The organism is Psychrosphaera sp. F3M07, from assembly GCF_018860345.1.
Classification (GTDB): Bacteria; Pseudomonadota; Gammaproteobacteria; order Enterobacterales; family Alteromonadaceae; genus Psychrosphaera; species Psychrosphaera aquimarina.
The window spans coordinates 15,248-28,853 of sequence record NZ_JAHKPJ010000002.1 but is presented as its reverse complement, the minus strand read 5'-3'; the positions used below and the strand labels follow the sequence as shown (position 1 = coordinate 28,853).

Annotated in this window: 9 protein-coding genes; 4 read left to right on the top strand and 5 right to left on the bottom strand. The window is 36.4% G+C overall.

Going from position 1 to position 13,606, the window contains the following annotated elements:
* Positions 1–101: 101 nt before the first annotated feature.
* The 4 genes from nhaB to KO505_RS00390 all read left to right on the top strand — a co-directional run bounded on the left by nhaB (position 102) and on the right by KO505_RS00390 (position 7,159).
* A complete protein-coding gene (gene nhaB / locus KO505_RS00405; RefSeq protein WP_216053459.1) occupies positions 102–1,685 on the top strand; it encodes a sodium/proton antiporter NhaB in 1,584 nt (527 codons plus the stop codon).
* Positions 1,686–1,690: 5 nt separating this feature from the next.
* On the top strand, positions 1,691–2,221 hold the full coding sequence (gene dsbB / locus KO505_RS00400) for a disulfide bond formation protein DsbB (RefSeq protein WP_216053458.1): 531 nt from the start codon (positions 1,691–1,693) through the stop codon (positions 2,219–2,221).
* Between the two features lie 412 nt (positions 2,222–2,633).
* Positions 2,634–3,083, top strand: coding sequence for a hypothetical protein (locus KO505_RS00395; protein ID WP_216053457.1), 450 nt, complete (start codon positions 2,634–2,636; stop codon positions 3,081–3,083).
* 158 nt (positions 3,084–3,241) lie between these two features.
* Entirely contained in the window at positions 3,242–7,159 is a 3,918-nt protein-coding gene (locus KO505_RS00390) for an EAL domain-containing protein (protein ID WP_216053456.1), read from the top strand.
* A 121-nt stretch (positions 7,160–7,280) separates the two neighbouring features.
* On the opposite strand, the gene rraB is transcribed toward KO505_RS00390, so the two are convergent.
* From rraB to KO505_RS00365, 5 genes are all read right to left on the bottom strand, one after another.
* Positions 7,281–7,628: a ribonuclease E inhibitor RraB gene (gene rraB / locus KO505_RS00385; RefSeq protein WP_216053455.1), complete on the bottom strand. Its 348-nt coding sequence runs from the start codon at positions 7,626–7,628 to the stop codon at positions 7,281–7,283.
* Between the two features lie 24 nt (positions 7,629–7,652).
* On the bottom strand, positions 7,653–8,387 hold the full coding sequence (locus tag KO505_RS00380) for a 1-acylglycerol-3-phosphate O-acyltransferase (RefSeq protein WP_216053454.1): 735 nt from the start codon (positions 8,385–8,387) through the stop codon (positions 7,653–7,655).
* Between the two features lie 144 nt (positions 8,388–8,531).
* A complete protein-coding gene (parC, locus tag KO505_RS00375) occupies positions 8,532–10,847 on the bottom strand; it encodes a DNA topoisomerase IV subunit A (protein WP_216053453.1) in 2,316 nt (771 codons plus the stop codon).
* 29 nt (positions 10,848–10,876) lie between these two features.
* Complete coding sequence (locus KO505_RS00370; protein ID WP_216053452.1) at positions 10,877–12,874, bottom strand: GGDEF domain-containing protein; 1,998 nt, start codon at positions 12,872–12,874, stop codon at positions 10,877–10,879.
* A 69-nt stretch (positions 12,875–12,943) separates the two neighbouring features.
* Positions 12,944–13,588 carry a response regulator transcription factor gene (locus tag KO505_RS00365; protein WP_216053451.1) on the bottom strand — a complete coding sequence of 215 codons (645 nt, stop codon included), beginning with the start codon at positions 13,586–13,588 and terminating at the stop codon, positions 12,944–12,946.
* Between the last annotated feature and the right edge of the window lie 18 nt (positions 13,589–13,606).

Genomic DNA, 13,606 nt, shown 5'->3' with positions numbered 1-13,606 from the left:
AACTACTATTTTATGTAGGATTAAACTAATAACTTTAGTACATTAGTTCAGCATCAAACGGGCTAACGCCTACAAAACAATTAAAGGAAGGTTTTAAACGTATGCAGCAAAATTCTATGAGCGCTTTTTATCAAAATTTCTTGGGAAAATCTCCCGAATGGTACAAGCTCACTATTATTGCGTGTTTGGTTATCAACCCAATCTTATTTAGTTTAGATCCATACATAGCAGGATGGGCACTGGTTTTAGAGTTTATATTTACTCTTGCCATGGCGTTAAAATGTTACCCATTACAACCTGGTGGATTATTAGCTTTAGAAGCAATCATTATTGGAATGACAACCCCAGGGCACGTTGAACATGAAATTTCGCAAAACTTAAGCGTAATTTTATTGTTAGTGTTTATGGTCGCCGGTATCTATTTTATGAAAGACTTACTTATGTATTCTTTCACTAAACTCCTTATAAAAGTGAAATCTAAAATCGCCCTGTCGGTCTCATTTGCAGCATCATCTGCATTTTTATCTGCGTTTTTAGACGCCTTAACCGTTGTTGCTGTAATTATTACCGTCAGTACCGGCTTTTATATGATTTATCATAAAGTCGCGTCAGGTAAACAAAATCATGTAACCGATCACGACCATACCGATGATAACCACTTAGACGTTCCAACCCGTTCAGAATTAGAAGAATTTAGAGCCTTCATGCGTAACATTATGATGCATGCTGGTGTGGGTACTGCATTAGGTGGCGTTTGTACTTTAGTTGGTGAGCCTCAAAACTTAGTAATAGCAGAACGAGCTGGCTGGAGTTTTATTGAGTTCGCACTACGTATGTCACCGGTTACCATTCCTGTTTTAATTTTTGGTTTATTAACCACGATGCTATTAGAGAAATTTAAAATATTTGATTATGGCGCACAATTGCCAGAGTCAGTTCGCAAGATATTAGTCGATTATGATATTGAAAAAGATAAGAGTTTGACTAAACGCGATAAAGTTAAATTATGGGCGCAAGGTGCAATCGCAGTTTGGTTAGTCGTTGGATTAGCTCTGCATTTAGCCGCTGTAGGTTTAATTGGTCTTTCAGTGATCATCTTAGCAACCTCAGTTGCCGGTATTACCGATGAACATTCAATTGGTAAAGCATTTGAAGAAGCATTGCCATTTACCGCATTACTTTGTGTATTCTTTGCCGTTGTTGCTGTAATAATTGACCAAGGATTATTTGCTCCTGTAATTCAATGGGTATTAACCTTTGAAGGTAAGATGCAATTAGTGATGTTCTTTATCGCCAATGGCCTACTCTCTATGGTCAGTGATAATGTATTCGTTGGTACTGTGTACATCAATGAAGTTGCTGCTGCTTTACAACGTGGCATTATTACTCGTGATGAGTTTGACTTATTAGCGGTAGCTATTAACACAGGTACTAACTTACCAAGTGTTGCGACACCAAATGGTCAGGCTGCATTTTTATTCTTATTAACATCTGCATTAGCACCGTTAATTAGATTGTCATATGGAAAAATGGTTTACATGGCATTGCCATATACTATTGTTCTTTCTATTGTTGGCTTGTTAGCGACTTATTATGGTTTAGCTGACTTAACACAATATATGTATGACCATAACTTAATTGAACACCATACTACGATTGGCCAATCTAATATAACTGGTCACTAAACATAGTGTTTAATTTAACTGCAATATCGACTTGGCCAGCTACACGCTGGCCTTGGTTTATCGTAGCTACCAGTGCGCTTATATTAGAATCCGTTGCTTTGTACTTTCAATACGGTATGGGGTTAGAGCCTTGTATTATGTGCATTTACCAGCGTGTCGCTGTATTTGGCATTTTATTAAGTAGCCTACCAGCGTTATCGGTTCCTCAAAGTAATATCGCTCGAATGATCAGTATTACAGGATTATTGGTGGCTTGTATTTGGGGGCTGTTGATCGCATTAGAACATGTAGCAATGCAAAATCCTGATAACTTCTTATTAGCCCTTAGTTGTGATGTCTACCCTAACTTCCCAGATTGGTTGCAATTGCACACTCTAATGCCTTCATTATTTGAACCTAGAGGCACTTGCGGCGATATCGACTGGTCATTGTTTGGGTATTCTATGCCACAGTGGATGGTATTTATATTTAGTTGTTATACAGCTTGTATTACTGCTGTTGTTGCTACTCGTTTGCTAAAACTTAAAACCATTTAATTAAATTAGGGAGGCGTTTAATTAACACCTCCTTTTTATTCATTCTCTGTTTAACATTTATCTGTTTACCACTTCTCTGTATAACACCTTTTTTTGTATATTAGTTATATAACTATATAACGGTAATTTAGATGCCATTAACGTAAAAATTACACGGCAAAAACACACCTCACCAACGGCCAACCAACGGCCAACCAACGGCAAACATTTACCGTACAAACTCTATTTTTATATTCAAAACACATTATTAGAACAGCCACATCAAAAACAAGCCCATTATCAATTACCCTATAAATAAAGGTCCTCAAGCCATTTAAGTAACTAATTAATAACGTCAAAAATCCATCTTTCTTATTTGGTACTGAATTTGCTAGCAAAGAGTCACTAATAATAAAAAATGGAAATTATCGTCATGTTTAACAAAGTTTTTAATAAAGCAAAAAAAGCAATCTTGTTATCGACTGCCAGTGTATTTACATTGTTAGCCGCATCTAATGTTTATCAGTCAAATTCAAACGAAATTGCCTATATGTTACAAGGTGCGAGTAAAGCAACAATGGTTGAACTTGTTCAGCAAGTTGGTGGCGAAATTATTCATGACTTTTCTGTTATTAACGCTATATCAGCTTCATTAACAGAAGAACAAACAACTCAACTTAATACTATCAATCCTTTAGTGCGTTTATCTTCAAATGACAAAGCATTAGAAACTGCGGCATTTGTATGGCCAATTCGTACTAAGCAAGGTGGAGCTGAAGTTGCTGCTTTTGTTTGGCCTATACGTACAAAGCAAGGTGGAGCTGAAGTTGCTGCTTTTGTATGGCCTATACGTACAAAACAAGGCGGCGCTGAGTTCGCTTAGAACTTTATCTAATTAAATTTAATGCCCCTTTTAAGGGGCTTTTTTCGTTATAAATACTTACATTTTACAAGTTTAGATTCAGTGACACTGAATAGGCGTTATGTTATAAACTAAAACAGCGTTTAACCCCCAAATAAAAATAATAAAGTGGTTATTTAATGTTGTTCTCTATCTCATCTTTCAAGTTAATAATAAAAAAACGATTTATACCTCTTTTATTACTTATTTTTTCTTCAACTGCCATTTCAAATACATGGTTAAACGAAGCTAATAATAATATTTTCTTCAATCACATTACTGCGGAACATGGTTTACCTCATCCTGCTGTTAATGCCTTAGTGCAAGACCCAATGGGTTTTATCTGGATTGCGACACAAGACGGATTAACCCGTTATGATGGCAAACAATTCAAAACGTATAATCACTCTCCTGGTGTTGAAACGAGTTTAGGCAATAACTGGATTTGGGATCTATATATAGATTCAGAAGGTCGGTTGTGGGCTGCTAGTAGTGGTGGTTTTCATCTATATATTCCGGAGATTGATGGTTTTAAAAATTATAATTCTGATAAAGGCATTAATGGTATAGATGGAGCAAGTTATGTATCTATAACCGAAGCCCCTAATGGCAATATATTATTTGCCAGCCAATTTTCTGGTTATACAGAATTTGATATTCAAACTACAAAATTCACAACGCAGTTAAATGAGAAACCAAACTCTATTATTAAATCTAATCCAGTCTCTGATTTAATTTTTGATAATAATGGTAACTTATGGATTGCATCACCAAAAAATGGGTTAAAGCTAAAACGTGAAAATGAAACTCACTATGAACAATTTACTTTAAAGTCAAGAAAGTCAATTCCAAGCGATAAATTAAGAACGTTATTTGTTGATAATAATAATCATGTTTGGGTGGGATCGGAAGATGCAGGTGTCTTTGTTCTAAATCAGAAATTAGAAGTGACTAAACACTTTATATTTAACGCTCAAATCGAAAATAGTCTTTGTGCCAATTATGTAAATAGCATAATGCAAGACAACAACAACACTATGTGGTTTGCCACTGAAAATGGCCTATGTAAATTAAATGACGATGGCAAAACTTTCACCCGAACCTTGCACCAAGCTTCACGAAACTCCAGTTTAGTTAGTAATAGGACATCGGCATTAATGCAAGACTCAGGCGGCGTTATTTGGGTTGGAACTCAATCAGGAATTAGCCGCTGGAATGCATCTTTAAATTATTTTCCTCATATAAGTAAACATGGAAAGTACGATGCATTAACGAGTAACTCGATTATGGCTTTTGCTACGGACAAATCGAAAAATTTATATATTGGAACTTGGAATGGTGGTGTTAGTGTTCTTTCCAATAAGGATAATACAATTAATAGTATAAGAGCGAATGGCCAACGTCTGGATACTTTACAAGAAGACAATGTTATGAGCTTATTAGTCGATACTTCTGATAACTTATGGATAGGAACGTTACGAAGTGGTTTACATAAAAAAAAGAAAGATTCTTCCAAACTATCAGTTTTTAGTCATGATAAAAGCAACCCTTCGTCTATAAGTGATAACGCTATAAGTAAGATTCTTGAGTTATCGAACGGTAAAATAGCTGTTGCAACTTATGGTGGTGGATTAAATTTATTTGATATAAATAATAACAAATTCACACTCATTGAATTACCATCTTCAGTCAAAAAATCCCCTCTTAGTATATATATCGTTGATTTAACTGAAGATGAAAAAGGTAACATTTGGATTGCTACTCGAGATGGTGGATTAATAAAATACAACTTTACAAGTAAACAGATCACACAATTTTTGTCTAATCCTAATAAAGCAAATCAATTATTAAGTGATGATATATTTGGTGTACTTAATACGAAAGATTACATTTGGGTTGCTACCAAAGATGCGGGTATCGCCCGACTCAATAAAGCTAAATTAGACAAAAACATAATTGTTTTTGAGCATATTGGGACACAACATGGGTTAGCTAGTAATTTCACTTATGGCATGTTAGAGGATGAAAATGGCTTTATTTGGGTTAGTCATGCCAAGGGGCTGTCCAGAATAGATAGCAAAACCTTTGCAGTGATCAACTTTAATACCACTCACGGATTGCAGGGTACCGACTTTAACAGCAGTGCATTTTATAAAGATAATACTGGCCGTATGTATTTTGGTGGCTCAAACGGGTTTAATACCTTCAAACCGGAAAACGTGCCTATTAATAATCACAAACCTGATTTACGTCTTACCAAGTACAGTCAGTCCAATGTGGTACGTCCTATCCATCAAGAACTAAGGGAAGACGGCGTATTAGCGCTTAACTATAATAAAACCATTGTTGATTTTGAGTTTGCTGCTTTAGATTTCACTAAACCTGAAAATAATAAATACCAATATAAAATGGAAGGATTGGGCGATACTTGGATTAACTTAGGGACCAATAACAAAATATCTTTCTCTTATTTAGATGATGGGGATTACACCCTACGAGTTAAAGGAAGTAATAATGATAATGTTTGGAGTGATGAGCTTGTTATTCCAATTGAAGTGTTACCACCACTTTGGCGCACATGGTATTCATATTTAACTTATATATTAGTGCTGGTTACTTCTGTCTATTTATTGGTTCAGCAACAAAAAGAGAAAGTTAGGCGTCAACTTGCTCACGAACAACGACTGCACAGACTTGCTTATTATGATTCATTAACCGGTTTACCAAACCGCCAGAGTTTCTACGAAAGCTTAGAGAAGTTTTTATCATTAGCAAAACGAGGCCATTACCAAGCTGCGGTTATGTTTATTGATTTAGACAGGTTTAAACGGATAAACGACACCTTAGGTCATGAGTATGGTGATTTGGTGTTACAAGAGATTGCAGAACGTTTAAATGGCTGTATACGTACCAGCGATATGGTCGCAAGAACTTCTGATGTAGCAAAACCCGATAGTGAAATAGCAAGACTTGGCGGTGATGAATTCACCCTATTCTTAAGTCAAGTTGAAGGATCTGAAGAAATTGCCATCATCACTCAACGAATTATCGACAGTATTTCTAAGCCAATTAAGATTGAAAATTATGAAGTAATGGTAACACCAAGTATTGGTATTGCGATTTATCCAGATGACGGTAATTCAGTAAACGAATTAATGAAACACGCTGACATTGCGATGTACAAAGCAAAAGAAATTGGCCGACGGACTTATTCTTTTTATGCCCATTCTTTAAATGACAAAGGTTTAGAGCACTTAAAACTAGAAGAATATCTGAGAACCGGCATAGAGAATCGAGAGTTTGAATTACATTTCCAACCACAAGTCGACTTGGTGAACAATTGCGTAAATAAAGCGGAAGCTTTGGTGAGATGGCGACATCCAGAATTGGGCGTTGTTTCACCAATAGAGTTTATCCCTTTAGCTGAAGAATCAGGTTTGATTATTGAGCTAGGCGAATGGATATTACGAGAATCTTGTTTTCAGGCTAAACGTTGGTTAGACGATGGCATGCCTTGTCGAATTTCAGTCAATGTTTCTAGTGTTCAATTTAAGCAATCAGCCTTAATTGAAAAAGTTAAATTGGCTCTGAGCGATTCTGGTTTACCCCCTGAGTTATTAGAATTGGAATTGACTGAAAGTGCCATCATGTCTGATGTTGAAGACAACATAATACGTTTGCAAAACTTAAAAGACATGGGCGTAACCATTGCAGTTGATGATTTTGGTACGGGATATTCTTCATTGAGTTATTTAAAGAAATTCCCAATAAATACGTTAAAAATTGACCGTTCATTCATTATTGATATCGCAGATAATGAAAATGACGAAGCCATCGTAAAAGCAATTATGGTGCTCGCCGAATCTATGAGCTTAAATGTAGTTGCTGAAGGGATTGAGACATTGGAGCAATTAAAGATATTACATGCCTTTAATTGCGGATTAATTCAGGGATATTACTTTAGTAAGCCGTTAATTAATGATGACTTTGTCGAGTTTGTAAAACATGGGTTTGATCAACATAAATCCACCTGGCAGCTTGATTTAATTGGCCAATAACCTTGTCCGAATATTAACAACTAAACCGTTAAAGATATAATTAAGCGCAAGGTTAATCATATTTACATACAAAAATGGCGAGTCAACTGACTCGCCATTTTTTATTTAAAACAGAATATAATTATTCTTCGAAGTGTGTTCCCCACCCTTCATATTCCAGTTTATGACTACTAGCAAACTCAAGCATGATAGCAACTTCTTCATCAATAATGTCTTCATCTAATGGGCATTCTGTTTCAACATCAAAACAAAATACTATCTGTCCGTCTTCTTCTTCCATTTGCTCTAATTCTGAAATGTCCCAACCATTCAAAAAGCCTTTTTGCATGGCTACATCTGCGTCTTCAGCCGTCATTGCTACAAAGTGATGCTCAATGCCGTACATGGCTTCTTCATTTGAACCATCTTCAATTAACTGCTCAACAATATCGCTGGTAAACTCTTGCCAATCTATTGATTTATTATCCATTTTATTTCCTACGTGTGTTACGTACTATTTCTTATCAAAAGCGTTAACGTCAACTAATTCTGCGTCTAACTCTGCTAATTTAACTTTCATTTGTTCATGGGCATTATTGGCCGCATCTCTGATAGTCACTTTATCGTCATTTTCAATCATGATCTCTGGAAGATACTCAATAATATACTTACCATTATTCCAGCGATTCAATTTAATTTGATTATGTGTAGTACTGATGACAACAGGAACTATTGGCACACCCGCCATTTGAGCAGTATAAAATGCGCCTGACTTAAACTTTAATAAACCACGACCGTTTGAACGAGTGCCTTCTGGAAACAACCAAACGGAGATTTTTTTGTCTTTAATTTTAGCAGCGGCTTGGCCAATGGTGCCATGAGCTTTAGTGCGGTTACCTCTATCGATTAATATATTTCCCGATAACCAATATACCTGACCAAAAAATGGTGCCCATTTCAGGCTTTTTTTACCAACACTTACTGTATTTTTTCGTACTGCATTGGCCACTGTAAATATATCGTAGGTGTTTTGATGATTACCGATATAAACAACAGGATGATCTTTGACATTTTCAAGACCTCTTATTTCGACTTTAATCCCCAAAAATCGAATAAACCAACCATAAACATTAGCAACAACTTTTACATTATTTCGACGAAATGGCCTTACAATTAAGTAACTTAACAAAAACACAGATGACAAGATGAAAAAAATTGCCATTAAAAATAATCTAATTATTGCCAACACAAACTAAAGCTCCTAAAAATTCAAGGCGGCATTGTAACAAACTCATGCTACAGCAGTAACATTTAAATTTTATACAAGTAATAAAAAAGCTCTTATAAAGATAAGAGCTTAAATCTAAAGAATAAAATGCCTTATTTATTCTTATTATTCACCCAAAAATGAATTTGGTTCGTCTTCTGGTTCATCCGGTTGATCCGCTGGATTTTTAAATTCAATCTCAACTAAATCAACACGTTGTAACCCTCTTGGTAACTTACTACCTCGACGACCACGTTCACCTTGGTAATGCTCTAAGTCTTTTTGACTTAAGGTAAGCTTACGTTTACCAGCATGTAATACCACCATGCCAGCTTCCGGCACTACCGTAATTTGAGTCACATATTCTTCGCGACTCGCCGCACGAGCAGATGGCACATTAATTATCTTATTGCCTTTGCCTTTGGCTAACATAGGTAAGTCTTTTAATGGGAAGACCAACATTCGCCCTTCATTGGTTATGGCTAAACACTGATCCGTATCTATGTTTGATACTTTTTGCGGTAAAGCTAACTTCGCCCCTGTTGGCAAACGCACCAAGGCTTTACCGGCTTTTTGACGCGTTAACATATCGGCAAAGGTACAAATAAATCCATAACCCGCATCTGATGCAATTAGGTATTTCTGTTCTTCTTTTGCCATGATGGCGTGTTCTAATGTTTCCCCCGCAACTATGCTAAAGCGGCCGCTTAATGGCTCACCTTGACTTCGCGCCGACGGTAACAAATGTGCATCGGTACTAAAGCTACGTCCAGAACTATCAATAAACACAACTGGCTGATTACTCTTACCTTTGGCTGAAGATTTATATCCATCACCTGAGCGATAACTTAATTTTTCCACATCAACATCGTGGCCTTTAGCACAACGTGCCCAACCGTTATCAGAGATAACAACGGTTACTGATTCGCTTGGTACTAAGTCTTTTACAGAAATAGCTTTAGCTTCGTTTCTTACCACTAATGGTGAACGTCTATCATCACCGTATTTTTCAGAATCCGCTGCTATTTCTTTTTTCAACAAGTTATTCATTTTGACACGTGAACCTAATAGCGATTCTAACTGTTCACGTTCTTTATCTAATTCGTCTTGCTCACCACGAATTTTCATTTCTTCTAACTTAGCTAACTGACGTAATTTCAGCTCTAAAATCGCTTCTGCTTGAGTTTCAGAAATACCAAACTTTTCCATTAAAACGGGTTTTGGTTTGTCGTGAGCTCGAATAATTTCAATGACTTCATCAATATTCAGGAAGGCAACTAATAAACCTTCTAAAATATGTAGTCGTGCTAATACTTTTTCCAATCGGAAGTTTAAGCGACGAGTCACGACATCACGACGAAACTCTAACCACTCAGTTAAAATAGTTTTAAGCCCTTTAACTTTAGGCAAACCATCTAGACCAAGCATGTTTAAATTAACACGGTAGTTTTTCTCTAAATCAGTCGATGCAAATAAATGCTGCATAACTGGGGCAATATCAACGCGATTAGAACGCGGGACTATAACAATACGAGTTGGATTTTCATGATCAGACTCATCACGTAAATCCGTTACCATAGGTAACTTTTTCGAGGTCATTTGTGCAGCAATTTGTTCTAATACTTTACCGCCTGAAACCTGGTGCGGTAATGCGGTAATAATAATATCGCCATTCTCTTCCACGTAAGTAGCACGCATCTTAATGCTACCCTTACCTGTCTCATAGATTTTAGCGATATCCGCCGATGGCGTAATAATTTCGGCTTCAGTTGGGTAGTCTGGGCCTTTTACATAACCCATTAAATCTTCTAACGTCGCGTTAGGTTCTTTTAAGAGGTGAATACAAGCTTCAGCAACTTCTCTTGTATTATGTGGCGGCACGTCAGTTGCCATCCCAACCGCAATACCGGTGATCCCATTTAATAAAATATGAGGTAAACGTGCCGGTAGTATCTTAGGCTCGTCCATTGTACCGTCAAAGTTAGGGATCCAGTCACTGGTGCCTTGTCCAATTTCAGACAATAACAATTCACTAAATTTAGATAAACGCGCTTCGGTGTAACGCATCGCGGCAAATGACTTAGGATCATCCGCAGCACCCCAGTTACCTTGACCATCTACCAAAGGATAACGATACGAGAACGGCTGTGCCATCAACACCATAGCTTCATAACAGGCACTATCACCGTGTGGATGATATTTACCTAAAACGTCACCAACGGTACGGGCTGATTTTTTATATTTAGCGTTTGAGGATAATCCCAGCTCAGACATTGCATAAATGATCCGGCGTTGAACTGGTTTTAAACCATCACCTATATGAGGTAGTGCTCTGTCCATGATCACGTACATGGAGTAATTTAAATACGCCTCTTCCGTGAATTTTCTTAATGGCAGCTGTTCTATTCCGTCACTACTTATGGTCGTAGTTGCCTCTGTCATTGCCTAAACCTTTTTATTTCTAATTATTATTAACAAAAACCAACTACTTGGGTAATGTTACCGCCTTTGGTTTTTGCCTTATTTAGCGCGTCTTGAACTTCATCTTTCATGGAATCAATTGTCTTATTTTCATAATGACAAGTAACACCAAATGAAGCAGACAAATTAATGCCTAAATTGTCCACATAAAACTTATTACTATTTAACTCTTTTCGTAAGATTTCCGCCAGTGCAAATGCCTGATTTAAGCTAAAATTTTTCGCAATGACGATAAATCGATCACCTGACAACCTAACTAACAACTTATTACTCCCCAAACGTACGCCCAAGCGCTCAACAATTTGAGTTAATAACCTATCACCCAATTCGTGCCCTAACTTTTGATTAATCATCCGCATATTATCTACATCAAACATAACTAAACTAAATGGCATGTCGTTTTGCATCAGTCTATTTACATGTTTGACAAAATAACTGTGATTATGAGCACCGGTAATAGGGTCGATAAACTGAAACTCTGTCCGTTTAGGCTGTAGCCTTTTATAGATAAAATAACTACCAGCAATTAATGCCACAAAGCTGAGTAATAACAAAATTTTTAAATTAGATAATCTCTCAGCTAATGCTAAGTTTTGTTGTTTCACCTCTTCAGCTAAAGACTTTTGCTGCATTACATCTTGTTTTGCTTGTTCGAGATCATGTTGATAATTAGCCATAACAAAATCTAACTTTAAATTTGATGTGTGTTGCTGATACGTTAATGATTTAGTTAACAACTGCTCAAAAGCTTGAATGCTGGGTTGTTTAGCACCACTTAACATTAACCATTTTGATTTTAACGTTAATATATCGATAGCTAATTTTTGTTTTTCAGATGGTGCCAATATGTCATCGGTATTGACCTTATCTAAAATAATTAACGCTTGGCTATATTGTGAAGTCCCAGCTAAAACTTGTGCTTTGACTAAAGCAAATGCCCTTTGATCTTTTGCCGATGTAAAAAATCGTTCTAATCTTTCTGCCGCCTTTAACAACGGCAGCGCATCATCATACTTAGATTGAATTATGTACACATCAATCAAGTTAACAATCGCCATCAATTGCTGTTGTTGATTTCTAGATTTAACCGCTAACTTATAAGCTTTTTCTAATTCTTGTTCCGCATTTACGTATTGCTCTGCGGTCTTAAAATTATGGCTAAGCTGGATACGTAAACTCGCTTCAACATTATAGAAATTTTGTGCTGAGACTAAATCAATAACATGAATTAAGGTTTTAGTCGCCGATAAATATATCCCTAAGGTTTGTTGCTGCTTAGCTAATATAATCGACGCTTCGATTAACATACCTATGTCGTCTTGCGTCGATAACAAAGACTGCACTTGCTCTTGCCAAAATACGGCATTTACTTCATCAGCTAATCTGACGTAATTATCAGAGATTGATAATGCGGTAAAGATACTTTGCCTAGTTAATTGATTATCTTTGGCCAGTTGGTTTGCTAACGATAAAAACTGGTTAGCGTAAAATATATTTGCTTGAAGCACAGATACTTGTGCTTTTTTTTCTAATACCTTGATCTGCTCAGTAACATCTAAATTGTCAATCACTCCAATCGACTCAAGCGTCGTTATAGCGTTATCAAAATCGGATAGTCTGGTATAAACATCAACCAGCGCCAGAGTATATTGCACACTATGTTGCTCAGGTTTTGTATTTAGTGAGTTTGATTCAAATTGTTGAAATGCCGTTAGTACATTTTCAGGTTTGTTTATTAACCACTGAGTCTTGTAATCAAGTAGGTCATTAATATCAGAGAAATTTGGGACTAATAATTGTTCTTGTTTTTGTTCTTGTAACGAAGCAACTTGTACTTTTTTCTTATCATCAGTCTGACTATTATTTGCCTGCACTAGGCCAGACAAGCTAAGAGTAACAATAGTAAAAACGATAACGAAGGTTCGTAAATTAACCATGAAATAAATAACGAGGTAAAAACCAAGCCCAATAATACCAAAAGACGACATCAGTCTAACATAGGAATTATTCGGCGAGTAATACCAATTAACGACTTTAATTCAATGCCTTTTATCAGGTTAAGATAACTTAAGTTGCTGAAACACCAATCCGGCCATAGTTCTATTTGTGACTTCTAGTTTAAGTAAAATCGCAGAAACATGTTTTTTCACTGTGGTCTCTTTTATATCAAGATCATAAGCTATTTGTTTGTTTAATTGGCCATCGGCTATTTGTGATAAAACGATATATTGTTGCGGTGTTAATTGTGCAAGTTGTTTTGCTAACTGCTTATGAACTTCTAATTCTTGGTTATTGGCCGTTAAATCAATGCCTTCAGGCAACCAGATCTCACCTTGTAATACTTGCTGCACGGCACTGGCAATAACCGATAAATCTGCTGACTTAGGGATAAATGCTGCGGCACCAAAATTAATCGCTTTTTGCATGATCTCAGGCGTGTCATCAGAGGACACCATTATAACTAATATATCAGGATGATGGTTTTGCAATCTTGTTAAACCAGTGAAGCCGTCATTACCTGGCATATGCAAGTCTAGAAACACCAATTCCAATTGTGGATTTTGTTCAATCAATTCAAATAAACTCTCTACATTTTCAGCTTCTAAAATATCGACAGTATCTAAACTTTGTATGACCGCTTGTTTTAACGCCGTTCTAAACAGTGGATGGTCATCTGCTATGGCAACGGTTGCTTTGCTCATAATGTTCCTTAGTTTGGT